This window comes from Geobacillus jurassicus NBRC 107829 (assembly GCF_001544315.1).
Taxonomy (GTDB): domain Bacteria; phylum Bacillota; class Bacilli; order Bacillales; family Anoxybacillaceae; genus Geobacillus; species Geobacillus jurassicus.
Genome location: NZ_BCQG01000014.1, coordinates 35,174 through 61,052, shown reverse-complemented (window position 1 = coordinate 61,052; position 25,879 = coordinate 35,174). Strand labels below are relative to the sequence as shown.

Genomic DNA, 25,879 nt, shown 5'->3' with positions numbered 1-25,879 from the left:
AATCTTCCATCATAGAAAAAGGCGGTGCAAAACATGGGTTTTTTTGATAAATTGCTGAAAAAGGAAACGAAGGAGGAACAAACAATGGCCAATGAAACATTAAATATCGGGATTATTTTAGGGAGCACTCGGCAAGGGCGCGTCAGTCCGCAAGTCGGAAAATGGGTGAAAGAACTTGCTGATCAACGCGGGGATGCCCATTACGAGATTGTGGATATTGCTGATTTTAACTTGCCGTTTTTCGGAACAACAGACGGAACGGAGCCGGGCATTGCTGCTTGGAACGAGAAACTGGCTAGTCTTGACGGGTTCGTATTCATCGTCCAGGAATACAACCATAGCATCACCGGGGCATTAAAAAATGCGCTTGATTGGGCTCGTGAAGCTTGGAACAACAAGGCGGCAGGAATTGTCAGTTACGGTTCGACCGGCGGAGCCCGTGCCGCTGAACATTTGCGCGGAATTTGCGGCGAGCTAAAAATCGCTGATGTCCGTACACATCCGACATTGTCATTATTTACAGATTTTGAGAATGGAACGGTGTTTAAACCTCAAGCGTTCCATGTTGAACAAGTCAACGCGATGCTTGATGAGCTTTTATTATGGAGCCGGGCGTTAAAAACCGTGCGATAAAACGGAGGAGAACGAAGAATGGCGCAAAAATACGAATGGGCGTTGTTGATTTTGCGGGTCGTTTTAGGGGTGACGTTTCTGATTCACGGCATCGCTAAATTCCAAATGGGTCTTGGCAACGTAGCCGGTTGGTTCGAAAGCATTGGTGTTGCCGGATTCTTCGGTTATGTTGTCGCCTTCATTGAACTAATCGGGGGAATGGCTTTAATCTTGGGATTGGGAACAAGAATTATTTCGGCGCTGCTTGCATTCGTGATGTTTGGCGCAATTTTCACCGTTAAGTTGTCGGCCGGTTTCTTGGGCAACGGGCAAACCGCGGGGTATGAATTGGATGTCGCTTTACTGTCCGTGGCTGTTGCCCTTTGCCTCAGCGGCAGCCGGCTATTTGCCTTGGACAATAAACTTTTTGAATCATCAAAGAACTAACAATAAGACAAGATTTCCCCGCTTCTTTACCGGGAATTCATTTGGGAGCACACGTTGCGGAAAAAATAGAAATCACTCCGAACGTGTGCTTTTTTGTTGAACGGCCGTTCTTTTTCCGTTGTCTTGCTGTTCATCCCCACTCTTTATCAATCTGATACTTGCGGATGCGGTATTGCAAGTTTTGTCGGCTCAAACCAAGCGCTTTGGCCGTTTTGGTAATATTGAAGCCATGGTGCTGCAGCGCCTTGCGGATGTAGTAAATTTCGACTTCTTCCATGTATTTGTCAAGCGGCAAAATGTCTTCCGTATCAAATAAAAAGTCCGTTTTGGCATCATCGGGCGCGAGCTTGGCCCGAAAAGAGACAGGCAGATGGGCGAGAGTGATCGTCTCCTCTTGTTCCATCGTCGCCATTGTTTCTGAGATGACCGCCTCAAGTTCGCGCACGTTGCCGGGCCAGCTGTAAGCGAGAAATGCCTCTTGCACGTCATCGCCGAGTCCTTCGACATGTAGGTCATAGCGCTCGTTGCCTTGACGGATGAAATGGATAGCGAGCGGCAAAATGTCCTCTTTCCGTTCGCGCAGTGGCGGCAGGACGATGCAATGGACGGCAAGCTGATAGTATAGCGGCTTAAGCAGCTTACCCGCTTGAACAGCGTCAATCGGGTCGCCGCTTGTCGAGGCGATGAGGCGGACGTCGGCCTGGATCGGTTTTCGGCCGCCAACGCGGATAAATTGCCTTTCTTGCAGAAAACGGACGAGCTTTTCCTGTAATGCCGGGCTTAAGGCATCGATATCGTCAAGCAACACGGTGCCGCCGTCCGCCTGTTCGAACAATCCAACTTGGGTTTCGCCGTCTTTTTCACTGCCAAACAGCATGGTTTCGATCCAATCGTCTGGAAGCGACAAACACGTTTGCGCAAAAAATGGTTTGGATCGCCGTTCGCTTTCGTGGTGAATGCAGGAAGCCAGCAAGTCTTTTCCCGTCCCTTTTTCGCCAATGAGCAGCACAGGCGCTTCCGAGCGGGCGGCATGACGAGCAAGACGGATGGCCTTTTGCATGGCTTCGCTTTGGCCGATGATGTCCGCAAACGTGCGACCGGCTTCACCACGCTGGTGCTGCTCTTGGATGAGCTTGCGAAATTTGGTGACGTCTTTGGCGATTTCCACTGCTCCGATGATGCGTCCATCTTTCCGCAACGGGTGCGTTTGATTGATGGTCGTGACTGCTTGACCCTTGTTATTGAAATACGTTTGCTGTTTGTTTAGGATGCTTTCACCGGTGCGCAGCGCTTCAAGCAATGTGCTCGGCTGCTCCGGGTTGAAGCGGAAGACGTCTAAAATGTTTTTATCGAGCACGTCCTCAACGTCCATTCCTTCGATCTCCCGCATCTTCCGGTTGTAAATGACGGTTTTTCCATGTTGGTCGACCGCATGGACGCCAAGGTCGATCATTTCAAGAATTTGCTCGTACATCGATAAAAGCGTTTCCATATCCCGGTTCACGATCAGCACCTCTCTTTTTTTGTATTATAGCATAAGGCGGACGGGAGAAAGGAAGGGGGAGAAACGGTGTGAAAAAATTTTTTGCTAAATATATTGAAAATAGAAAAAATCATTTCATAATAAAAATGTGATAGATTAGGATATGAAAAATAATTTTGCATAGAAGGGGTTGCCATTCGTTTGATAAAAATGTAAGCGGTTGCGCAATCTATAAAATGGGGAAGGGAGAGATTTCGATGCAACCATCGCAAGAATTGAAGAGGGAGTTAAAAAGCAGGCATTTATTTATGATCGCGCTTGGTGGGGTGATCGGAACCGGCTTGTTTTTAGGGTCCGGATACACCATTCACGAAGCAGGACCCGGTGGAGCGGTTGTCGCCTACTTATTCGGCGGTCTTGTTATGTACTTGACAATGCTCTCATTGGGAGAATTGGCCGTCCGCATTCCCGATGCTGGATCGTATCAGACGTATGCGACGAAATTCATCTCGCCGGCGGTCGGGTACTGCATCGGTTGGCTTTCATGGCTGAACTGGTCGGTGACGGTCGGCATCGAGCTTCTCACCGTCAGCATCCTCATGAAACGATGGTTTCCCGATGTGCCGACATGGGTGTTTTGCGCCGTCTTCGCTTTGTTGCTGTTTTTGATCAATGCGTTGTCAGTCAAGGGGTTTGGCGAGGTGGAGTTTTGGTTTTCAAGCGTGAAAGTGTTGACGGTCATCGCTTTTATTGTCCTTGGGTTGGCGGCAATGTTCGGCGTCGTCCATATGAAAAATGGACAACCTGCCCCGTTTTTCTCGAATTTTACAGACCATGGGGGCTTGTTTCCAAACGGGTTTTGGGCGATCTTTACGACGATGATCCTCGTGAACTTTTCGTTCCAGGGGACGGAATTGGTCGGCGTGGCGGCAGGGGAAAGCCGCGAGCCGGAAAAAACGGTGCCGGTTGCGTTGCGCAACACCGTATGGCGCATTTTGATCTTCTTTATTTTGGCCATTTTTGTGCTGGCTGGTTTGTTTCCGTGGGAGAAAGCCGGCGTTGTTGAAAGTCCGTTTGTGGTGGTGTTTGACAATATCGGCATTCCGTATGCGGCCGATATCATGAACTTTGTGATTATTACCGCGGTGCTGTCGGTGGCCAACTCGGGCTTATATGCGACATCGCGCGTCCTCTGGTCGATGTCGCGCCAAGGCATGGTCACTCCGTTTTTCAGCAAGCTATCGAAACGCGGCGTGCCCATCAATGCGCTTATTGCCAGCATTGCCATCGGCTGCTTGTCTCTGTTGTGCAGCGTGTATGCGGAAGATACGGTGTACGTCTGGCTGACGGCGATCGCTGGGTTTGGCGCCGTGACCGTTTGGGCTTCGATCGCGCTGTCAAGCTATTTCGGCCGGAAAGCGTTTTTGCGCGAAGGCGGCGATGTGCGCGATCTGAAATACCGGACGCCGTTGTATCCGTTCGTGCCGCTGGCCGCGTTTGCCTTAAATATGGCGACGATTGTCGGACTAGCGTTTATCCCGGATCAACGGATCGCCCTTTACTGCGGCATTCCGTTTTTGCTCGCTTGCTACGGGTACTACCACCTTGTGGCGAAAAAGCGGGTTCAGCCTTTGCATGTGGAAAAAAGGGAGATGGAGGCCGCCAAGTAAAAACAATTGAAAAATGCCATAATCATTTGCATAATATAAATATGAAACCGTTTTATAACGAAAAATTTTTTTGCTTTTTAAAAAAGGAGGATGACAAAATGGTGCAGCCGTACAGACACGAACCGCTCACCGACTTTACCGTGGAAGCGAACCGCGAAGCGTTTTTAGCGGCGCTCGAAAAAGTGGAATCGGAGCTTGGGCGCGACTATCCGCTTGTGATCGGCGGCGAGCGCATCATGACCGAAGACAAAATCATTTCGATCAATCCGGCGAACAAAACGGAAGTGGTCGGCCGGGTGGCGAAGGCGAACAAAGAGCTGGCTGAACGGGCGATGAAAACGGCCGATGAAGCGTTCCGCACCTGGAGCCGGACGAGTCCGGAAGCGCGGGCCGATATTTTGTTCCGGGCGGCAGCGATCGTGCGCCGGCGCAAGCACGAGTTTTCCGCTTGGATGGTGAAAGAAGCGGGCAAGCCGTGGCGCGAAGCGGACGCCGATACCGCGGAAGCGATTGACTTTATGGAATATTACGGCCGGCAAATGTTGAAGTTGAAAGACGGCATTCCGGTCGAAAGCCGTCCGGGGGAAACGAACCGGTTCTTCTACATTCCGCTTGGAGTCGGCGTTGTCATTTCCCCATGGAACTTCCCGTTTGCCATTATGGCGGGGACAACCGTCGCCTCTCTCGTGACCGGCAACACCGTGCTGTTAAAACCAGCGAGCGCAACGCCGGTCGTGGCGTATAAATTTGTCGAAGTGTTGGAAGAAGCGGGGCTTCCGGCTGGTGTATTGAACTACATTCCGGGCAGCGGCGCAGAAGTCGGCGACTATTTGGTCGATCATCCGCGCACGCGGTTTATCAGCTTCACCGGTTCGCGCGATGTCGGCATCCGCATTTACGAACGCGCGGCGAAAGTGCACCCAGGGCAAATTTGGCTGAAACGCGTCATCGCGGAAATGGGCGGCAAAGATGCCATCGTCGTCGATAAAGAAGCCGATCTCGAACTGGCGGCGCAATCGATCGTCGCGTCGGCGTTTGGATTCTCGGGGCAAAAATGCTCGGCGTGCTCGCGCGCGATCGTTGTTCAAGATGTCTACGACCAAGTGTTGAACCGCGTCGTCGAGCTGACGAAGCAGCTCAACGTCGGCGACCCGGCGGAGCAAGCGACGTTTATGGGCCCGGTCATCGACCAAGGGGCGTACAACAAAATTATGGAGTATATCGAAATCGGCAAACAAGAAGGCCGTCTCATGACGGGCGGAGAAGGAAACGATTCGAAAGGGTTTTTCATCCAGCCGACCGTGTTTGCTGATGTTGACCCGAACGCGCGCATCATGCAAGAAGAAATTTTTGGACCGGTCGTGGCATTTGCGAAAGCGCGAGACTTTGACCATGCGCTTGAGATTGCGAACAATACGGAATACGGATTGACAGGCGCCGTCATTTCGCGCAACCGGGCGAACCTCGAGAAAGCGCGGCACGAGTTCCATGTCGGCAACTTGTACTTCAACCGCGGCTGCACGGGTGCGATCGTCGGGTATCAGCCGTTTGGCGGCTTCAACATGTCGGGCACTGACTCGAAAGCAGGCGGCCCGGACTATTTAATCCTTCACATGCAAGCCAAAACGGTATCGGAAATGTTTTAATGCCGGGGCGGCCGCGGCCGCCCTTTTCCATCAGGAAGAAAACGAAGGGGGGACTGGCATGGCGACAAAATCGCAACAGCTGATTGAACAGACGGAGCGATATGGAGCGCATAATTACCATCCGCTGCCGATCGTTATTTCGGAAGCCGAAGGGGTATGGGTGAAAGACCCGGAAGGCAACCGTTATATGGACATGTTAAGCGCGTATTCAGCCGTCAACCAAGGACACCGCCATCCAAAAATCATTGAGGCGTTGAAAAAGCAGGCTGACCGGGTGACGCTCACATCGCGCGCTTTCCATAACGACCAGCTCGGCCCGTGGTACGAAAAAGTGTGCCGGTTGACGAAAAAAGAGATGGTGTTGCCGATGAACACCGGCGCCGAGGCGGTCGAAACGGCGCTCAAGGCGGCGCGCCGCTGGGCGTATGATGTAAAAGGCGTTCCGGACAACGAAGCGGAAATCATCGTTTGTGAAGGCAATTTCCACGGCCGGACGCTCGCCGCGGTGTCATTGTCGTCCGAACCGGCGTACAAACGCGGATTTGGACCGCTTTTGCCAGGGGTGAAAATCATCCCGTACGGCGATATAGAAGCGCTGAAAGCGGCCATCACGCCGAATACGGCGGCGTTTCTTGTCGAGCCGATCCAAGGGGAAGCCGGCATCCGCATTCCGCCGCAAGGCTTTTTAAAAGCCGCGTATGACGTGTGCAAGGCAAACAACGTCTTGTTCATCGCTGATGAAATCCAAACGGGATTGGGACGGACTGGAAAACTGTTTGCCTGCGATTGGGAAGATGTCGTGCCTGACATGTATATTTTAGGGAAAGCGTTGGGCGGCGGGGTGTTCCCGATTTCCTGCGTCGTCGCCAACCGCGATATTTTGTCGGTGTTTGAACCCGGCTCGCACGGATCGACGTTCGGCGGCAATCCGCTCGCTTGCGCGGTGTCGATCGCAGCGCTCGAAGTTATCGAAGAAGAAAACTTGCCGGCGCGTTCGCTTGAGCTTGGCGAATACTTCTTGGCGAAACTAAAACAAATTCAAAACGACGATATTAAAGAAATCCGCGGCCGCGGCTTATTTATCGGCGTTGAGCTGCATGTGCCGGCGCGCCCGTACTGTGAGGCGCTGAAAGAGCAAGGGCTGCTTTGCAAGGAAACGCATGAAACGGTCATCCGTTTCGCGCCGCCGCTCATCATTACGAAAGAGGAATTGGATTGGGCGTTTGAACGGATTGCCAGCGTATTATCCCGATCATAAATCCAATTATTGTAAAGAAATAGAATAGTTCCCCAAAAGAGGATGCCTTGGCCGTTTGGCGGCTTCTAGGCCATCCTCTTTTTGTTAGACTTTCAGATAAAGGTGTGAGAAGGGGGCCACTACTTTCTTTGCCTTCAATGATGTTTTGTATTACCATAAAAAATCATGATCACATACATAAGCAAAAAGAGACACGCATACATACACAACATGCGGGCGATGTGGAAGGAGGAGGAACGGCGTCATGCCGGCGTGGATGAGTGATTTTATGGAGCAATTTGGGTACATAGGCATTTTTCTCATGATCGCTTTGGAAAATATCTTCCCGCCCATTCCATCGGAAGTGATTTTGCCGTTTGGTGGGTTTATGACAACGTACACGTCATTGACCGTCCCTGGCGTGATTGCGGCGGCGACCGCCGGTTCGGTTGCCGGGGCATTGGTGCTGTACGGAATCGGGCGGCTGTTGTCTGTTGAGCGGCTTGAACGGATGGTCGACCGTTGGGGGGGATGGCTGCGGGTGAAGCCGGAAGACATCGCCAAGGCGAACCGGACGTTTCAGCGCTATGGGGTATGGGCCGTCTTTCTTGGCCGCATGATTCCGCTCGTGCGCAGCTTGATTTCCATTCCGGCTGGCATGGCGAAGATGAACATTGGGCTGTTTGTCTGGCTGTCAGTGCTCGGCACATTGATTTGGAATACAGCGTTAGTCTCAATCGGCGCGGCGCTTGGCCAATCGTGGGGGAAAGTGTCTGAAGTGATTGGAATGTACGCTGAAGTGGTTTACATCGTGATAGCCATTGCGCTTGCAGCATCCGCTGTGCGTTTATGGAAAAGACGCCGGACATCATAAGATGCCCCGGCGTCTTTTGTCTTCATCGTTTTAGCAGCAAATAGATGAAATACGGTGCGCCGATCAACGAGACGACCACCCCCGCCGGAAGCGGTTCGGCGAGAACGTTGCGCCCGATCGTATCGGCCGTGAGAAGCAGCCAGCCGCCGATGAGCATCGCCGCCGGAATGGCCCGCTCATGGCGCGGTCCGACGATCATCTTGGCAATATGCGGCGCCATCAAGCCGATAAATGAGATGCCCCCGGTCACGGAGACGGCGGCGGAGGCGACGGCGACAGCGGTCGCCATGAGCACCAACCGCTCGCGGCGGACACGGACGCCCAACCCGATGGAAACAGGATCGCCTAAATGCAAAATATTTAGCCGTTTGGCCCGGTAAAGAGCGATCAGAGAGCCGACGGCAAGCCACGGCAACATGGCCCAAATAAATGGCCAATCATCGCCCCAAATGTTGCCGGCAAGCCATTTGGCAATAAAATCGACTTTTGTCCGGTCGGTGGAAGAAATCAGCACGATCATCAGTCCGGAAAGTGCTATTGACACCCCGACGCCCGTGAGAACAAACGGCACCGGCTGAAGACCGGCTGTTCTGTTATAGGAAATGGTGTAAATGACGGCAGCCGTCAACAAGCCGCTCACGAAAGCGACAAGCGGAATGGCGTACACGAATGTACCGGCGTCGATTGAAAAAAATAGGAAGAATAAGGCAACTCCCGCCCCGGCCCCAGAGTTGATCCCAAGCACGCCTGGATCGGCGAGGTCATTGCGTGTGATGCCTTGCAAAATTGCGCCGGAAAAGGCAAGCGCCATCCCGGCGAGCAAGGTGATCACGATGCGCGGCAGACGAAGGGAAAACAAAATAAATTCTTCTTGCGTCGAACCGTGACCGAACAATGTTGGGATGATGCGGCCGTAGGAGAGCGGCGCCTCGCCCGTTCCCAATGCGACGGCGGCTGTGGCGGCAATGAGCAAAGCGAGCAATCCTAACACGGATGCCATGCGTCTTCTCATTCAAATCCCCTCCCTTGTTTTAGGGCTAGAGTGTTGTGAAAACGCAACGATGGCTAAGGCATTCATGGCAAAATCACAACATGTTTTGTTTATTTGTTGCGAATTTACAACAGATTGTTGTTGTTCTGCAACGTAAAAGCGGGTAAGATGAATGATGAGAGTTTATTTTTCTGAATAGTAGGAATATATTCACCTGGCATGAAAGTTGCTTGAAATCGAAAATGAGGGGGAACGGTGGGAGAGGAAATGGCGATGACGGTAGAAGACGTAATGATGAAGACAAAGACAGTCATTTTTGAAAGCGATTCCCTTGACCAGGCGGTGCGCACGTTGGCTGAATACGGACTGGATGGAGCGGTCGTATGCCGCTGCAACGGGGAGATCGTCGGCGTGGTGGCGGCCAAAGACGTGTTGTTCGGTCTCGCGCAAGGACAAACAAAGGTGTGCGAGGTGATGCGCCCGTCGCTGCCGTCGCTTTCGGTTCACGACCATGTGGAAGAGATCGAGTTTGGCGACGGTCCGCTCCGGCCTGTTGTCGATGAGGGCGGGCGCCTTGCCGGTGTTTTGACAAAAGAGCAGTATTTGACGGCGTATGCGAAAGCGGCGCAACTCCGCTTAAAACACTTGGACGCCATATTCAACGCCGCTCATAACGGCATTTTATCGATCGACGCCGAAGGGCGGATTACTTCGATCAATCCGCCGGCCGAGAAAATGGCGCGGACGACGAAAGAAAAGGCGATCGGCAAGTTTTTGACCGATGTCGTCATCCCGTCTGGCTTGCTTGACGTTGTGCGCACCGGACAGGGACATACAGAAAAATATCGCGTCGGCAAGCGCACCTATATTACGAACCGCTCGCCGATTATCGACGGCGGGAAGGTCGTTGGGGCGGTCGGGGTGTTTCAAGACATTTCCGAGATCGAATTTATCTCCAACGAGCTTGAGACCGTCAAGCGCATCGTCAACGAGCTCCAGACAGTGATGGAGGCGTCCAGCGACGGCATCGCCATCACGGATCGCAGTGGGATGATCGCGCGGCGAAACAAAAAGTGGGATGCGCTGTTTCTAGGAACGGAGCAAGAGCGGGTGACCGCCCCGCTTGATCGAGTCGTTCTACAGGCTCTTGATGGACGTCAGCCATGTTCGATGCTTCATCAAAGGATGGGAACCGGAAACGTTTGGATCGTATCGGCGGTGCCGATCATCGGGGAAACCGAGCGGGTTGTTCTCTACGTCAAAGATATGACCGAGATGGAACAGCTGCGCTCGGAGTTGGAGGAAACGAAACGGCTCCTTCATATGTTGGGCCGTCAGGAAGAAGATCATCTCATTTACCGCGCTCCAGCGATGGCGCATGTTGTCAATATCGCTCGCCAAGCGGCGGCTGTCGATGTGACGGTGTTGTTGACTGGAGAATCGGGCACCGGCAAGGAAGAACTGGCGAACTTCATCTGGAGGCAGAGCGCCCGCAGCCAAAAACCGTTTGTCAAAGTGAACTGTGGGGCGATCCCGGAGACGTTGATGGAGTCCGAGTTGTTCGGCTACGAGCCGGGCGCGTTCACCGGCGCGGCGAAAAAAGGAAAAAAAGGCTACTTTGAGCAGGCCGACGGCGGGACGATTTTCCTCGATGAAATTAGCGAAATTCCGCTCCACTTGCAAGTGAAGCTCCTTCGTGTGCTCCAGTCAATGGAAATCATGAGGTTGGGGGCGGAGGCGCCGAAGCGGATCGACGTGCGCATCATCGCTGCGACGAACAAGCCGCTTGAGGAGCTTGTTGCTGCCGGGCAGTTTCGCGCCGATTTGTTTTACCGGCTGAACGTGATGCCGATTGCCATCCCGCCGTTGCGCGACCGGAAAGAAGACATCCCGCTCTTGGTCGACTATTATCGAAAGCGGTTTGCCGAAAAGTATCAAAAGCCGCTTGTCTTTACTGACGGGGCGCTGGCGGCGATGATGGACTATCACTGGCCCGGCAACGTCCGCGAGCTCGTCAACGCCATAGAACGAATGTTTGTAACCGCCCTCTCGCCGGTCGTTGACGATGACCACGTAGCGAAATGGCTCCACCTTGAGCCGCTGCCGGCTGCAAGCCCGGTGGCGGTTGGAGAGATCATCCCGCTCAAACAGGCAACGGCGGAAGTGGAGCGCCAGCTGATCATCAAGGCGCTTCACAAGGCGAGGACGTATCGGCGGGCCGCGAAACTGCTTGGTGTCGATGCGTCCACACTGGTGCGCAAGTCGCAAAAATACGGAATTCAATCATGGGGAGGGGAAGAAGATGGATTTCACGTTGCCAGCCGAGATTGAATTTTTAAAAGAAAACGTACGCAAGTTTGTGAGAGACGTCGTGGAACCGGTGGCGATGGACATTGAAGAAAACGACCAAATTCCGGAGAATATTATCGAAAAATCGAAAGAAATGGGGTTGTTCGGACTAAGCATTCCTGAAGAATACGGCGGCCTCGGCTTGTCGATGGTCGGCAAATGCGCCATTTACGAAGAGCTCGGCAAAACGCACAACGGCTATACGACATTAATCGGCGCCCATACCGGCATCGGCACGGTCGGCATCGTCGAGCTCGGCACTGAGGAACAAAAGCGGCGCTACTTGCCGAAAATGGCGACCGGTGAATGGATCGGCGCCTTCGCCTTAACCGAGCCGAACGCCGGCTCGAACGCCGCCGCGATCAAAACGACCGCCGTCCGCAAAGGCGACCGCTACATCATTAACGGCTCGAAACATTACATTACTAACGCCGTCGACGCCCATGTCTTTACCGTCATGGCCGTGACCGACCCGTCGAAAGGTCCGAAAGGCATCACCTCGTTTATCGTCGAAAAAGATTTTCCCGGTTTTATCGTAGGAAAAGTGGAGCGGAAAATGGGGCTGCGCGGTTCGCACTCGGCCGAGCTGTTTTTTGACAACTTGGAAGTACCGGTCGAAAACGTGCTCGGAAAGGAAGGAGAAGGCTATGTCAATGCCTTGAAAATTTTAGCGAACGGCCGCGCTGGTCTTGCCGCCCGCAACCTCGGCTCATGCATCCGCTTGCTTGAGTATTGCATGGAATACGCTGAGCAGCGCGAACAGTTCGGCAAGCCGATCATCGAGCAGCAAGCCATCCAGCATATGCTGGCGGACATGAGCATGTTGATCGAAGTGCTTCGCTCGACCGTCTATCGCGTCGCCTGGATGGTCGATCAAAAGATGCGCGTCGTCAAAGAAGCGGCCATCGCCAAACTGTTCGGCTCGGAAGTGTACAACAAAATCGCCGATATGGCCGTACAAATCCACGGCGGCCTCGGCTACATGAAAGACTACCCGATCGAACGCTACTTCCGCGACGCCCGCATCACGAAAATTTACGAAGGCACCTCGGAAATCCAGCGCAACATCATTGCGAGCGAACTGCGGAGAGAATACGGAAAAGTGCAGGTGTAACTGAAACGCCGTCTGCTGACAGCAGGCGGCGTTTTTGCGCAGCGATTGTCGGAAAATGTCATCCGCTTTTTGTTGACGGAAGGAAGGGAAGATTGCTAGAATGAGAGAAAATGAGTGACTATTCACAACATTTCGGTCATTTATACAACTTGCCTCTTGCTAGCAACCTGCCTGTTGTCGCAACAGCATGTTTGTAAGCCCTTGCAAGAATTGCTGTCCCCGCGGTCATCCATCTATATAGATGCAATTTGAAGCTTTAACATTTGCAGCTTTTACCAAGCATTTGCTCGACTGTCGGGCGACCGAACAACGCCGCTTCCAGACCCATGTATGGGTCTGTTGAAGCGGGTGGTTGTTCGGTCTTCCGTCACGCCAGGGCGTGACGGAGGCAAGCCACAGGCTTGCCTTCGACAGTCGAAAAAATGGACAAACAACTTTTCCGTCAAGGATATGTTAAACTTTTTCGTTGCCTCTATATAGAAGTGCAACATCCAGCAAGCAATAGAAAAGGAGTGGTGAGCGTGCGGCGGGCTCAGCCGTTGGTCACAACGGGCAGCCGTGGGCTGCAGGAAGATTCGTTCCCGTTTCGGCTTTACCAAAAGGCAAAGCGGTTGGGGGTGTGGAATCCGGCGGACATTGACTTGACGCAAGATGTGAAAGATTGGGAGACGCTCCCTGTTCAGATGAAGGACGGAATTTTGCGGCTCATTGCCCAGTTTCAGGCGGGCGAAGAGGCGGTGACGCGCGATTTGTTGCCGCTTTTGATGGTCGTCGCCAAAGAGGGGCGGATCGAGGAGGAGATGTACTTAACCACCTTTTTGTTTGAGGAGGCGAAACATACCGAGTTTTTCCGCCTTGTGCTCAATGCGCTCGGCGTCAAAGAAGATTTGTCCCATTACCATTCCGAGACATACCATACGATTTTTAACGAGATTTTGCCGTCAGCGATGGGGCGGCTTGAACATGATTCGTCCCCAGAGGCCATTGCCGAGGCCTCGGTCGTGTACAACATGTTTGTCGAAGGGGTGCTGGCGGAAACGGGGTATTACGGCTTTTACAAATCGCTTGAGCAAATGGGCGCCATGCCTGGGCTGTTGAAAGGGATCGGCTATTTGAAAAAAGACGAGTCGCGCCACATCGCCTACGGGACGTTTTTGCTTCAGCGGCTGATCCGTGAGCATCCGTATCTTCTGGAAGTTGTGATGAAAAAGATGGAGCAGCTCGCACCGCTTGCAGTAAAACTCAACGAGGAAGCGGCGGCCCACGATTCCATTTTCGGCCCTGACTACTACGCTGACATTATGAATTTCACCGCCCGCCAACTGGCAGCGAGGATGGACGTGCTGAAAAAGGCGCAGGAGAAGTCGTTTGAGGAGCTGTTCGGTCTTGAGGAAAGCGAAAACGTTGGCTAGATGTTGAGAGTCGAAAAAAGGAAGGGAGAAATCGTCATGACCACTCACGTGCAAGTGCAACATTTCCCACTCTTTATTAACGGCGAATGGCAGCCGTCAACAAGCGGGGAAACGTTTAACGTATACAATCCGGCGACCGGAGAGGTGGTGGCGACCGTCGCAAAGGCGACAGCGGACGATGTCGACCGGGCGGTTCGAGCGGCGCGCAAGGCGTTTGATGAGACCGATTGGAAGGCGATGAAACCGAAAGAACGGGCGCGCGTGCTGAACGCGATCGCCCAGTCCATTGCCGCCAACGCCCAAGAGCTCGCCTATTTGGAAGCGATCTCGAGCGGGGGGACGATCCGTCGCATCAGCTCGATCGATATTTTGCAGACGATCGATCTGTTCCAAACGATGGCGAACATCGTTGAAGAGTACCCGTTTTCGGAAACGCTGCCGATTCCGCCGTTTCCCGGCCCGGCGCATAACTTTGTTTGGCGCGAGCCGATCGGGGTTTGTGCGGCGATTACGCCGTGGAACTTGCCGCTCATGATCGCCTCGTGGAAAATTGCACCGGCGCTGGCGGCGGGCAATACGATCGTCGTGAAACCGGCGAGCTACACACCGCTGTCAGCGCTGAAGCTGGCGGAAATCATTTCGTCCTTCGTGCCGCCGGGGGTCATCAACGTGGTGGCCGGCTCGGGCGCCGACGTCGGTGAGGCGCTTGTCCGCCATCCGCAAGTCGATAAAGTGGCGTTTACCGGTTCAACCGAGGTCGGCCGCCGCATTATGGCGCTGGCGGCGGAAACGGTGAAAAACGTGACGCTTGAACTCGGCGGCAAGTCGCCGAACATTTTGCTCGAGGATGCCGATTTGGAGCTTGCCGTTCCCGGCAGTTTGTTTGGCGTCTTTTTGCACTCCGGCCAGCTGTGCGAATCGGGAACAAGGCTGTTTGTGCCCGATCGGCTCCATGATGAAGTGGTCGAGCGGCTTGTCGCGCTGACAAAAACACTTCGCATCGGCCATCCGCTCGACCCGGCGACCGATGTCGGACCGGTCATCTCCCGCCGGCAAAAAGAGACGGTGCTCTCCTATATTGAAACCGGGAAGCAAGAAGGAGCGGCCGTTGTATGCGGCGGCCATGAAGTGGAAGTGCCTGGCTGTGAAGGCGGCCATTTTGTCGCGCCGACGATTTTTACGAATGTCACGAATGACATGAAAATCGCCCAAGAAGAGATTTTCGGCCCGGTGTTGTCGGTCATTCGCTACCATGACGTGGAAGAGGCGGTGGCGATGGCGAACGATACGATCTACGGGCTTGCGGCCGGCGTCTGGACGCGCGACGTCAACAAGGCGTACGCCATCGCCGGACGCCTGCGGGCTGGCGTCGTCTGGATCAATGACTGGCATATGCTTCGCAATGACGCGCCATTTGGCGGTTACAAGCAAAGCGGCATCGGGCGCGAAATGGGCAAATATTCGCTTGATGCCTACACGCAGCTGAAGCATGTGCATACATCGATGGTGCCGGAGCTTGAGAAGCGGAAATGGTATCAAGTGCTGTTTTCTCGCCTGCACGCCATGATGAAAAAGTAAAGGGGGATTCGGAACATGACGACGTTAGCGAACTTTTGGCTGCGCACCGCCATTTATACCGGCTCGAACGCTCGGGCGCTCGTGCCGGACTTGTTCCGCGGGTTGGGGGCGAAACGGGTGCTATTGCTTTCCGACCGTGGGCTTGAGCAGGCTGGGATCGTTGAGAAAGTGGCTGACATCTTTCGGCTGACAACGCACGGGATGGGACCGGAGCTCGCCGGCATCTTTTTAGATATTCGCCAGGATGCGGAGAGCGAATGCGTCAATGAAGCGGTGCGCTATGCACGCGAGGTCGGGGCGGACGCCTTGTTGGCCGTCGGCGGCGGCAGCGTGCTTGATACGGCCAAAGGGGTGAAATACGCCCTGTTTAAAGGATTGCGTGATATTAAAGAGGCGATTCCAGGCGGGCTGCGGTACGAGTCGTTCCCGCAGGCGCAATTCATGCCGATCCCGCACATCGCCATCCCGACGACAGCCGGCACGGGGTCGGAAGTGTCACCGATTGCAGTCATTTATAATGAAGAGTTGCGGTTGAAAACGAACATCATCAATCCGTTTATCAATGCCGACGTCGCCGTCTTGGATCCTGATTTAACGGTCGGGCTGCCGCCGAAGGTGACGGCGTTTACCGGCATGGATGCGCTCACCCATGCCATTGAGGCGCTCGCCTCGCCGACGGCGACCGCCATTACCGATGCGTGCGCCTTGCAGGCGATCCGCCTGATTCGCGACTACTTGCCGATAGCGGTTCACGACGGCGGGAACATTCGCGCCCGCTCGGAGATGCTGCAGGCGAGTTTGCTTGGCATTACCGCATTCAGCTTTGCGTTAAACGCCATCCCGGTGCATAATTTCGCCCATGCGTACGGGGCGATGTTCCGCATCCCGCATGGATTGGCGAACGCCGTCTTTTTGCCGGTCGTGATGGAAGCGATTCCGGATTTGTATTTGCCAAAGGCAAAGTTGTTGGCCGAAGCGCTTGGCATTCACGATCACGGTCAAGGGGCCGATGTGCTGCTGGCCAAAGCGATCGAGCGCATTCGTGGGTTGCGCGATGACATCGGGCTGCCGGCCGATTTTGCCGACTATCCAATCACGGCGGAGCAATTTGCGGCCACCATCCCAGCGGTGGCCTCTGACCCGGCCGCGGTCAGCTTCCCGATGCCGCCTGAGTTGATTCAGGCCATCGGCGAGCGCGTCGTCAAGCTGGCAGTGGAAAAAGGATGAAGCAACATGTCGAAAAGCAGGAATGGGATTTGGCGCTATAAACAGATTCCCTTTCATCTATAGGTAGAAAAAGGTGTCCCGCTCCTTGTGGGACACCCGCTTTTGTGTCGATCGTTCAGCCCCGTGGCCGCCCGATGACAGTGTCTAACGACCAAAGCCGGCTGCCGTTTAACCATAAATAAATCGACATGGCGAGCAAGGCGAGGTTGAATTCATAGCCCGTTTCCCGGCCGTTGCCGAGCAAGCCGGCGTCAGCTTTTACCGTCACGATCGCTCCGATCATCATGACTGCAAATCCGGCCGCAATCCAGCGCGTGCCAAGGCCCAGCATCATCGCCCAGCCGCCAGCGAGCTCCACGATCGTCACGATGTAGGCAAGCAGGCTGGGGATACCCATGGTGATGAATGATTCCGCCGCTTCTTCAAGCCCCCGCTGCCATTTCACCCAGCCATGGGCGAAAAAAGATGAATCCGGTGACGATTCGCAAAAGGAACGCTCCTAGTTCACGGGAGTACATGAATCATATCCTCCTTGTCCAAGCGACATAAGTAGTACAATGTATGCGAAGCGTCCTTCCTAAATTCCTTTTGTTGGTGATTGGGACGGAAATCAGCTACAATGGAAGGGAAGGTTCGCCACCAGAGCCGTAGGCCGAAAATGAGGAGGATGGACATGAAAATTGAAGTATGGTCCGACTTTGTCTGCCCGTTTTGCTATATCGGCAAACGCCGCCTAGAACAAGCGCTTGCACAGTTTCCGCACCGGGAAGACGTTGAGGTCGTATTTCGCAGCTTTGAGTTGGATCCGAATGCGAAAAAAGAGACGCCGTTGACCATTCACGAAATCATTGCGCAAAAATACGGCATTTCGCTTGAAGATGCGAAGCGGGCGAACGACGATATTGGACGGCAGGCGGAGGCGGTCGGGCTTACGTTTCGCTTTGAAACGATGAAGCCGACGAATACGTTTGACGCCCACCGTTTGGCGCAATACGCCAAAGAAAAAGGGAAGCTCCATGACGTTGTCGAGCAGCTGTTTTTTGCGTATTTCACCGAATCAAAACGGATTAGCGACCGCGAGGTGTTGCTTGCGATTGCTGAAGCGGCTGGACTTGACCGCAAGGAGACGGAAGAAGTACTCAATGACGGTCGTTATGCGGAAGAAGTGCGCAAAGACGAAGCGGAAGCAGCGAAGTTTGGCGTCCGCGGCGTTCCGTTTTTCATCCTGAACCGGAAGTACGCGATTTCCGGCGCCCAACCGGTTGAGGTGTTTCGCCGGGCGCTAGAGAAGGTATGGGAGGAAGAACAACAAGCTTCTCCGATGCGGCTGCTGGCGGGTGAAGGCGGAATGTGCGCAGATGGAAGCTGCTCGATCGACTAGACTGCTCCGGCTCAAAAGCGGAAAGCCAGCTAGGGGTCTCCTAGCCGGCTTTTTTTGTTATCTTCACAGAGAAGCCTCCCATTTAGACGAAACAAAAAATGGGGAAGATTAACCGCGTTTCACAAACAGCGGCAAGTCTGTATGCCCCATGCCGCGGACGTAGACGAACAGCTGGCCTTTATGATGGATTTCGTGGTCCATCGCCAATTGCAGGAACTGCGCCGCGGACATTTGCGTGCCAAAGATGGCGGTTAAATCGAGCGTCCGATCGAAATCGTCATCGCTCATCGATTCGAGCAGCTGTTTCGTTTTTTCCGTATACGTTTCCGCCAGCTTGGCCAAATTCGTCTCTGGATCCTCGATTTTTTGCCGGAACAGCGCCGGGTCGCCGTGTTTCGCGGTGTTGGCGAAGTTGTAAAAGCTGAACAGCATATGCGTCGCCAGCTGTTTCGCTGTCATCGACGTCGGCGTCGGCTTGTAATCATAATGCGCTTCATCGATTTTGTTGATCAGTTCCATCGTGACAAGGCGATGCGAAAGGAAATATTGCACCCATTTCTCTGCGTGGGACATGGTTATTCCTCCTTTTGGTTATTGATTTCTGTTTTCCATTCTACCATAAAAATCTTCTCTATCGTCAGCGGGGAAGTTTGACCAGAAATTTGGTTTCCTGTGACAATGGAAAACCATGACGATGTTCATTTACAATGAAGGTGCAGCAATAAAGATTATTTATTATCAACTTCATACATCAAGGCAGACGGTATGGGAGTTGACCGGTGCCGTTTGGCGAAAGCAAAGGTGGGATCATGGAAAGATGAAACATGTTTCTTCGCCTAATCCGCCACGAATCAAAGTACTCATCGCCGATGACAATCCCTTTGTCCGCGAAGGAATGCGGATTATCTTAAGCACGTACGACGAGTTTGACGTAGTAGCGACCGTAAGCGACGGGAAAGAGGCAGTCGACATTGTCAACAGCATGATGTCGATATTGCGCTTTTTCTCTTTATCAGCGATCGGTTTGGCTTTGATTACGGTCATGTTTGCGAACAGCTCCGCTTCCGCGGGAGCGCTGCAGCCATTGATTACGGTGCCGACATGTATGTTGGCCGGCTGTTTTTGGCCCGTCGAGCTGATGCCGGCGTTTTTGCAAAGAGCGGCGTACTTTATGCCGCAGCGGTGGGCGCTCGATCTATTGGTGAAGCTGCAGGAGGGGCGCTCTTTTGGCAGTTTGTATTTGCATCTGTTGATTCTTCTCGCCTTTGCGCTTGCCTTTTTCCTTCTTGCTGTTTACAAGTTCAGCCGAAATCAACAGAGCGGACAATTTGTATAATGATTCCCAGCAGTTGCTGGCCCCGTGTTTCCAAGATGTTGTTTTGGAGGAGCATCCTGATGGTGACCACAAGGGGATATGACTGCGGGAAGCGGTCGGTCTTATGGAGCGCAATCGAAGAGAACGGTTGCGTTTTTTTGTTGGTGATGGGGAAGTATCTATAGCATTTTGGAGTGACATGCTTATGCTAATAGTGTCACATTCCTAAACGACGGAAAGGAGAAGATGGATGACTAAAATTTTCCTTGACCCAGGGCACGGCGGGAATGACACTGGCGCGGTCGGCAACGGATTGTTGGAAAAAGACATTACGTTGTTTATCGCTTTAGAGATGAGCCGCCTGCTGCAAAACGAGTATGAAGGAGTTTCCGTGCAGTTGAGTCGGACAAACGATGAAACAGTGTCGCTTGATGAGCGGACGGACCGGGCCAACCGCTGGGGGGCGGACTTGTATGTGGCCATTCACGTGAATGCGGGCGGCGGCACCGGATATGAAGATTACATTTATAACCGGCTCGATGATGATTCTCCAACAGCCCGCATTCGCAATGCCATTCATGAAGAAGTCGTCAATGCAACGGGATTTCGCGATCGCGGGAAAAAGAAAGCGAATTTTCATGTGCTGAGGGAAACGACGATGCCAGCCGTGCTCACCGAGAACGGGTTTATTGACCGGGAAGAAGATGCGAGAAGACTGAATGATACCCGTTTTTTGCGAATGGTCGCCCGAGGGCATGTGAACGGACTTGAGCGAGCGCTTGGTCTGCAGAAAAAGCGAAAAACAGCATTGACGCGCGTCATTGTCGATGGGACGCAAGTCGGCGCTTTTGCCGAACGGAAAAACGTGCTGCGCCATTTAGGAAAGGCAGAGCGAATTGTGCTTGAACAGGTGGAGGAATGAGAGAAAAGCTTGCTCCGTTTCGGCGGGGCAGGCTTTTTTTGTCCGTTCGTCCTAGTGGAAACGCCGCCTCCTTCTTTGTCCGTGCGGCATATGAGTATAGCGACAAACGAAGGGAGGAGGAAGAGCTATGTTTGGCTATTCGATCGTGCAGCTGGCCCGCCGCCATGCAGGGCGGCTTGACCGTCCGCTCCGCCATGCGCTTGTTGGCATGTATCAACCGATGACGCGCATACCGTGCATTTTTCATCGTTGGGTGGAGCGATGGCTGAGGAAATGGCGGACCGTTTCCGTCCTGATTGAGGTAGAAGATGATGAGGGCATCGAAGCGCTCGCCAAAACAGAACGAAACCATTTCCGCATGAAAGTGCGCCATCATTTTCGTCACGTCCCGTTGTGCAGTGCGCAGGTGACGCCGGCGGCGCTTGAGCGGCTGCTTGAACATCCAAAAGTGAAAAAAGTGTATCTCAACCGCACGGTGAAGGCGTTATTAAACAACGCGGTGCCGTCAGCGAATGCAAAGCACGTCACGATCAACGGGACGGAGCTGAGCGGCAAAGGGGTGACGATTGCGATCGTTGACACGGGCATTTACCCGCACCCGGATTTAGAGGGACGGATTGTGGCGTTTGCCGATTTTGTGAATGGCCGCTCGACACCGTATGATGACAACGGGCACGGAACGCACTGCGCCGGTGATGCAGCTGGAAATGGGCGCATGTCGGACGGGCTATACGCCGGACCGGCGTATGAGGCAAACCTCATCGGTGTCAAGGTGCTCGACCGTTCAGGAAGCGGGACGCTGGAGACGATCATGCGCGGCATTGAGTGGTGCATTGATTACAATAAGAAAAACCCGACCAAGCGAATCCATATTATTTCCTTATCGCTTGGAGGGGAGCCGCAACCGTTCCCAGCGGAAAATGACGATCCGCTCGTGCAAGTCGCTGAGCGGGCGTGGGCAAGCGGCATCGTCGTCTGCGCGGCGGCAGGGAATGAAGGGCCGAATTACGGGACGATTGCCAGTCCGGGCATCAGCGATCGCATCATTACCGTCGGCGCCCTCGATGACCGCGATACGTCGGCAACGCGCGCCGACGACGATGTGGCCTCTTTTTCGAGCCGAGGGCCGACCGAATATGGGGTGGTGAAACCGGATCTCGTTGTTCCCGGCGTCAACATCATTTCCCTCCGCGCTCCGCGTTCCTTGCTGGATAAAATGAATAAACAAAGCCGGGTCGGCGATTATTATATGACGATGTCCGGCACATCGATGGCAACGCCGATTTGCGCCGGTATTGTTGCGTTAATGCTACAAGCCAAATCCACTGCCACTCCTGATGAAATTAAGAAGGCGCTAAAGGATGGCGCTGATTTGTGGAAAGGGCGCGATCCAAACGTATACGGAGCGGGCTATGTCAATGCGCAGCGGGCCATCGAACGGCTATTGCAGAGCTGAGAAAAAAGAGGGAGGCGATCATTGATCGCTTCCCTCTTCGCGGTTATTATAATCATATTTCGACGGGTCGATCGGCTTAAAGCCCTTCGGGGTGTAGAATCGAAGCAAGTCGCCGTAGACGACTTTATCGGATAAGTCGAGTTTCGTGCGAACGATTTGTTCAAGGCGTTTGATTTCTGGCGTTTCTTCAAGCGGTTCGCCCGTGTTCGTGTCATAGTACTTGCCGTTGACGGCCGTGACCTTCGGCGTGACAAAGTCGCCGTTGCGGAACGGAACGATTTCCTGGTGATCCGGTGAGAGCAGGTCAGTTCCGAATTGGACGAAGTTTTTCGTATCGATGCCAAGCAAGTGCAAGACTGTCGGCAGCAAGTCGATTTGGCCGCCGAACTCATGGATGACGCCGCCTTTGACGCCCGGCACGTGAATGAACAGCGGCACCCGTTGCAATTGCGCATGGTCATACGGCGTAATTTCTTTGCCTAAAATTTGCGCCATGGCTTTGTCATGGTTTTCGGAAATGCCGTAATGGTCGCCGTACAAAATGATGAGCGAGCGGTCGTACAGACCGGATTTTTTCAAGTAATCAAAGAACTCTTTGACCGCTTCGTCCAAATAGCGTGCCGTTTGGAAATAACGGTCGACCGAGCCGTCGCCTGTCGTCGCCGGCGGGATCGTCGCATCTTCCTCGCTGATCGGGTACGGGAAGTGGTTCGACAGCGTAATAAATTTCACATAGAACGGCTCTTTCAATGTTTCTAAGAGCGGAATCGACTCTCGGAAGAACGGTTTGTCTTTCAGCCCGTAGTTCAAGACGTCCTCGTCGTTCATATCATAGTAGCTGGCGTCAAAGAAATGCTCAAAGCCGAACGACTTGTAAATTTCATCGCGGTTCCAGAACGTTTTGTAGTTGCCGTGGAATACCGCGCTTGTATATCCGTACTGGTGAAGAATGGCTGGAGCCGCATGGTACGTGTTTTGCCCTTTCGTCGTGAATACTGCCCCTTGCGGCAAGCCAAACAGCGAGTTTTCGAGCATAAACTCCGCGTCCGATGTTTTCCCCTGTCCTGTTTGATGGAAGAAGTTATCAAAATAGAACGTGTTCGGATCGCGGGTGAGCGAGTTTAAGAACGGAGTGACTTCTTCACCGTTCAACTTATAGTTGATCACAAAATTTTGCAGCGACTCTAAATGAATGTAAATGACGTTTTTCCCTTTCGCGATGCCGAAATATTTCGGGTTCGGTTTGGCGTAGGTCGCCTGTACATGGTTCAGCACGGTCGTGATGTCGCTTTTGTTCGCGAACGCCCGCTGCGTTGACGATTTCATGCTTTGGATCGCGTCGTAAATCAAATAGTTGTACACGCCTAAATATTTGACGATGTAGTTGCGGTCAAACGTTCTTGTCAACAACTGCGGACGGTCGGCCTCAGCGAGCGCCAAGTTGACGCTGAACATTAAAATGGCCGAGGCAAAAATGGCCCCTTTTTTGAAACGGCCGGCCCGCACTTGCGGAAGCGAGAATCGCTTCGAGAAAACGATCACTGCCAAAATGATCGTGTCCAAGAAATAGAACGCGTCATACCAATGGATCAATTCCCAAATACTTCCGCCGAGGTCGCCAAAGTTTTTCGTTTGCGTCAACGTCGGGAATGTAATAAAATCACTGAAAAAGCGGTAATAGACGATATTGGCGTATAAGATGAACGATAAGATGAAATTAATAATAATGAGCCATCGGTAAACACGCGTCTCCTTGGCTAACAGCGCCAACCCAAGGAAAAACACTGTCGAGCTGATCGGATTGATCAACAACAAAAACTCCTGCATGGAGTTGCTGATGCCAAGATTAAACTCCACCAAATAAGCGGCGTAAGTCTTTGCCCAAAACAAGAGCACGGCAAAAATAAAAAAGCCAATGTATTGGTTAGGGAGAGAACGACATTTCTTCAGCCATTTTTCCCCAATTGCTTTCATGTCTTCTTCTCCTCCTTATGTCTGTCTTAAACGACGTTTATATCAACAACAAACAGCCGTTGCCTAACGCAACGCTTTTCGCGCTCTTACATCATTTTACATTGGAACGTCTCCATGTCAAGTAGCATAATACGTCTTTTGCCAAAAGTCAATGGAATGTTTTTATGGCTGCGCCCCCTTCCCCGCTGGCTTGCCTTTAAGCAGGAATGGACTGCCACTTATATAGACGAACGGCAGGCGAAAAGGTTTCACATGGGGGAATATGCTTTTGCTTATGGCCATGCCCTTTACCCATTTTATTAGACAAACCGGGCGTTATGATAAAAATTGTTGACAGTACTCGAATCTGTTCATTTTTGGTATATTTTCTCTATACATCAATTCACAACTATAAGGAACAAGAGTGAAGGGAAAGGGAGACAGATGAATCCAAAACGTCCATTTTTTGATCCACCAAAAATTCTCGTATTGGGCTTTGCGCTTATTATTTTCGTCGGTGCGCTGCTACTGATGCTTCCGATTGCGACCGTCGATGGAAAAGGACTTCCATTTTTAGACGCCTTGTTTACGGCGACGTCCGCCACGTGCGTGACTGGGCTTGTTGTTGTCGATACGGGGACGACGTTCACCTTGTTCGGCCAGCTCGTCATTTTGGCGCTCATTCAAGTCGGCGGGCTCGGGTTTATGACGTTCGCGACGTTGTTTGCCTTTTTGCTTGGCAAACGCATTTCACTGAGAGAACGGCTTGTGTTGCAAGAGGCGCTGAACAATTTGACGATCGAAGGCATCGTCCGGCTTGTGAAACGCATTTTGATTTTTACCGTCATTATCGAGGGGATTGGCGGGGTGCTGCTTGCCATCCGGTTTGCCTTTGATATGCCGCTTGGCCGAGCGATCTATTTCGGATTTTTCCACGCGATTTCAAATTTTAACAATGCTGGTTTCGATTTAATGGGCGAGTTTCGCAGCTTGACCGGCTATGTGGACGACCCGGTCGTGAGCCTTGTCGTGCCGATTTTGATCATTTTGGGCGGGCTCGGTTTTATCGTCATGAACGAAGTGTACGAATACCGTCATACGCGCCGCCTCTCCCTTCATACGAAAGTGGTGGCCATCACAACGGCATGGCTGCTCCTTGTCAGCATGGGGTTGATTTTATTGCTTGAGTGGAACAATCCGAAGACGATGGGGCCGCTGTCGATCTCAGGCAAGTTTTTGTCCGCGTTTTACCAAGCGGCGACTCCGAGAACAGCAGGCTCGAATACGCTGAACATCCCGGATTTGACGCAGCCGACGCTGTTTCTCATCATTTTCCTGATGTTTGTCGGCGCTTCCCCGGGCTCGACGGGGGGCGGGATTAAAACGACGACGTTCACGACCTTGCTCGGCGCCGTATGGTCGCAAATTCGCGGCAAAGAAGATGTCATTTTGTTTCGGAAACGGATCGTGTACGATACGGTGTACAAGTCGCTGACAGTGACGATGAGCGGGTTGTTTGTCGTCATGTTTGTGACGATGGTGTTGACGATTACCGAAAAGGGAAAAGACTTTTTAATGATTTTATTCGAAGCGACATCGGCGTTTGGGACCGTCGGACTGTCAATGGGGTTGACGCCCGATTTGTCCCCGCTCGGGAAGGTGATCATTGTCTTGACGATGTTTGCCGGCCGCGTCGGCCCGCTGACGATCGCTTATGCCGTTACGCTGCGCCGCCAGCCGGATCCGTTCCGCTATCCGAAGGGGAAAATGATGATTGGATAGAACAATGTCCGAAAGAAAGCAAAATGAAACGAGGATGAGCATATCGGCTGTTCATCGCGAAAAACGGTGAAAAGGCGGGAGAAATCGTCATTTTTTTCGCCTTTTCATCGTTTACAAAGGAAATATCGAGGAGTAATATATGGAAAGCAGGAACAACCTCAGATTTGCGCGCTGAATCCGTCATGGAGCGGGGGACCCAATGCTGCAACGTTTGTTGCTAGGGGTGAATCCGAACAGGAGGGGCATCTCTCCAAGCCCTAACCCGACAGCTAACCTCGCAAGCGCTTTGGGGAGGGACGAGTATGGCCTTAGAACATTTGTAGCCGTTGAGTGCGCCCTCAGCGGTTTTTTTCTTTTTCGTTCGTGCGTCAACTTTGTATTCTAAGAAGACCGGTGGTTGAAAGGAGAAAACGCTCCAGCGAGGAGCTTT

20 protein-coding genes, 2 pseudogenes and 1 riboswitch are annotated in these 25,879 nt (G+C 52.9%); of the genes and pseudogenes, 17 read left to right on the top strand and 5 right to left on the bottom strand.

Annotation, left to right across the window (positions count from 1 at the left end):
* Positions 1 to 33: 33 nt before the first annotated feature.
* Positions 34 to 633, top strand: a complete 600-nt coding sequence (locus GJ1_RS05605; RefSeq protein WP_066229584.1) for an NADPH-dependent FMN reductase — start codon at positions 34 to 36, stop codon at positions 631 to 633.
* A gap of 18 nt (positions 634 to 651) precedes the next feature.
* Positions 652 to 1,059: a DoxX family protein gene (locus tag GJ1_RS05600; protein ID WP_066229581.1), complete on the top strand. Its 408-nt coding sequence runs from the start codon at positions 652 to 654 to the stop codon at positions 1,057 to 1,059.
* A gap of 130 nt (positions 1,060 to 1,189) precedes the next feature.
* Here the strand turns inward: GJ1_RS05600 and GJ1_RS05595 are convergent, their stop codons facing one another.
* Positions 1,190 to 2,563: a sigma-54 interaction domain-containing protein gene (locus GJ1_RS05595; protein WP_066229578.1), complete on the bottom strand. Its 1,374-nt coding sequence runs from the start codon at positions 2,561 to 2,563 to the stop codon at positions 1,190 to 1,192.
* A 236-nt stretch (positions 2,564 to 2,799) separates the two neighbouring features.
* Here GJ1_RS05595 and GJ1_RS05590 point away from each other — a divergent pair, with 236 nt between their 5' ends.
* The 4 genes from GJ1_RS05590 (at position 2,800) to GJ1_RS05575 (ending at position 7,969) form a co-directional block, all read left to right on the top strand.
* Entirely contained in the window at positions 2,800 to 4,212 is a 1,413-nt protein-coding gene (locus tag GJ1_RS05590; protein WP_066229576.1) for an amino acid permease, read from the top strand.
* Between the two features lie 98 nt (positions 4,213 to 4,310).
* Positions 4,311 to 5,858, top strand: a complete 1,548-nt coding sequence (gene pruA / locus GJ1_RS05585; protein ID WP_066229574.1) for an L-glutamate gamma-semialdehyde dehydrogenase — start codon at positions 4,311 to 4,313, stop codon at positions 5,856 to 5,858.
* A 58-nt stretch (positions 5,859 to 5,916) separates the two neighbouring features.
* The gene (locus GJ1_RS05580; protein ID WP_066229571.1) at positions 5,917 to 7,116 is read left to right on the top strand and encodes an ornithine--oxo-acid transaminase; all 1,200 of its coding nucleotides are present in this window, start codon (positions 5,917 to 5,919) and stop codon (positions 7,114 to 7,116) included.
* 244 nt (positions 7,117 to 7,360) lie between these two features.
* A complete protein-coding gene (locus tag GJ1_RS05575; RefSeq protein WP_066229568.1) occupies positions 7,361 to 7,969 on the top strand; it encodes a DedA family protein in 609 nt (202 codons plus the stop codon).
* Positions 7,970 to 7,991: 22 nt separating this feature from the next.
* On the opposite strand, the gene GJ1_RS05570 is transcribed toward GJ1_RS05575, so the two are convergent.
* A complete protein-coding gene (locus GJ1_RS05570; RefSeq protein WP_066229566.1) occupies positions 7,992 to 8,981 on the bottom strand; it encodes a FecCD family ABC transporter permease in 990 nt (329 codons plus the stop codon).
* Positions 8,982 to 9,227: 246 nt separating this feature from the next.
* Between GJ1_RS05570 and GJ1_RS05565 the strand changes: the two genes are divergently transcribed.
* The 5 genes from GJ1_RS05565 to GJ1_RS05545 all read left to right on the top strand — a co-directional run bounded on the left by GJ1_RS05565 (position 9,228) and on the right by GJ1_RS05545 (position 16,640).
* Positions 9,228 to 11,291, top strand: coding sequence for a sigma-54-dependent Fis family transcriptional regulator (locus GJ1_RS05565; protein ID WP_066229620.1), 2,064 nt, complete (start codon positions 9,228 to 9,230; stop codon positions 11,289 to 11,291).
* Entirely contained in the window at positions 11,263 to 12,423 is a 1,161-nt protein-coding gene (locus GJ1_RS05560; RefSeq protein WP_066229563.1) for an acyl-CoA dehydrogenase family protein, read from the top strand. The genes GJ1_RS05565 and GJ1_RS05560 overlap by 29 nt, the downstream gene beginning before the upstream one ends.
* Before the next feature lie 515 nt (positions 12,424 to 12,938).
* Positions 12,939 to 13,835 (top strand): R2-like ligand-binding oxidase, encoded by an 897-nt coding sequence (locus tag GJ1_RS05555; protein WP_167346093.1) that lies wholly within the window; start codon positions 12,939 to 12,941, stop codon positions 13,833 to 13,835.
* 36 nt (positions 13,836 to 13,871) lie between these two features.
* Positions 13,872 to 15,413, top strand: a complete 1,542-nt coding sequence (locus GJ1_RS05550) for an aldehyde dehydrogenase family protein (protein ID WP_066229558.1) — start codon at positions 13,872 to 13,874, stop codon at positions 15,411 to 15,413.
* Between the two features lie 15 nt (positions 15,414 to 15,428).
* Positions 15,429 to 16,640, top strand: a complete 1,212-nt coding sequence (locus GJ1_RS05545) for an iron-containing alcohol dehydrogenase (protein WP_066229556.1) — start codon at positions 15,429 to 15,431, stop codon at positions 16,638 to 16,640.
* Positions 16,641 to 16,755: 115 nt separating this feature from the next.
* Here GJ1_RS05545 and GJ1_RS05540 read toward each other — a convergent pair.
* Positions 16,756 to 17,158: pseudogene (locus GJ1_RS05540) on the bottom strand (DoxX family protein).
* 155 nt (positions 17,159 to 17,313) lie between these two features.
* Between GJ1_RS05540 and GJ1_RS05535 the strand changes: the two are divergent.
* Complete coding sequence (locus GJ1_RS05535) at positions 17,314 to 18,021, top strand: DsbA family oxidoreductase (RefSeq protein ID WP_066229553.1); 708 nt, start codon at positions 17,314 to 17,316, stop codon at positions 18,019 to 18,021.
* A gap of 108 nt (positions 18,022 to 18,129) precedes the next feature.
* Here GJ1_RS05535 and GJ1_RS05530 read toward each other — a convergent pair whose 3' ends face one another.
* Complete coding sequence (locus GJ1_RS05530; RefSeq protein ID WP_066229551.1) at positions 18,130 to 18,594, bottom strand: DinB family protein; 465 nt, start codon at positions 18,592 to 18,594, stop codon at positions 18,130 to 18,132.
* 244 nt (positions 18,595 to 18,838) lie between these two features.
* Between GJ1_RS05530 and GJ1_RS19340 the strand changes: the two are divergent.
* The 4 genes and pseudogenes from GJ1_RS19340 to GJ1_RS05515 form a co-directional block, all read left to right on the top strand.
* Positions 18,839 to 19,023 (top strand): annotated as a pseudogene (locus tag GJ1_RS19340) (response regulator transcription factor); the annotation flags it as partial.
* Positions 19,004 to 19,357: an ABC transporter permease gene (locus tag GJ1_RS18990; RefSeq protein WP_306302406.1), complete on the top strand. Its 354-nt coding sequence runs from the start codon at positions 19,004 to 19,006 to the stop codon at positions 19,355 to 19,357. The pseudogene GJ1_RS19340 and the gene GJ1_RS18990, both read left to right, overlap by 20 nt.
* Positions 19,358 to 19,586: 229 nt before the next feature.
* Positions 19,587 to 20,258, top strand: a complete 672-nt coding sequence (locus tag GJ1_RS05520) for an N-acetylmuramoyl-L-alanine amidase family protein (protein WP_066229545.1) — start codon at positions 19,587 to 19,589, stop codon at positions 20,256 to 20,258.
* A gap of 127 nt (positions 20,259 to 20,385) precedes the next feature.
* A complete protein-coding gene (locus GJ1_RS05515) occupies positions 20,386 to 21,714 on the top strand; it encodes a S8 family peptidase (RefSeq protein ID WP_066229541.1) in 1,329 nt (442 codons plus the stop codon).
* An 18-nt stretch (positions 21,715 to 21,732) separates the two neighbouring features.
* Here the strand turns inward: GJ1_RS05515 and ltaS are convergent, their stop codons facing one another.
* Positions 21,733 to 23,688 carry a lipoteichoic acid synthase gene (gene ltaS, locus GJ1_RS05510; RefSeq protein ID WP_066229537.1) on the bottom strand — a complete coding sequence of 652 codons (1,956 nt, stop codon included), beginning with the start codon at positions 23,686 to 23,688 and terminating at the stop codon, positions 21,733 to 21,735.
* Positions 23,689 to 24,111: 423 nt separating this feature from the next.
* Between ltaS and GJ1_RS05505 the strand changes: the two genes are divergently transcribed.
* Positions 24,112 to 25,449 carry a TrkH family potassium uptake protein gene (locus GJ1_RS05505; protein WP_066229534.1) on the top strand — a complete coding sequence of 446 codons (1,338 nt, stop codon included), beginning with the start codon at positions 24,112 to 24,114 and terminating at the stop codon, positions 25,447 to 25,449.
* Positions 25,450 to 25,608: 159 nt separating this feature from the next.
* A riboswitch (cyclic di-AMP (ydaO/yuaA leader) is annotated at positions 25,609 to 25,748 on the top strand.
* The last annotated feature ends 131 nt before the right edge of the window (positions 25,749 to 25,879 follow it).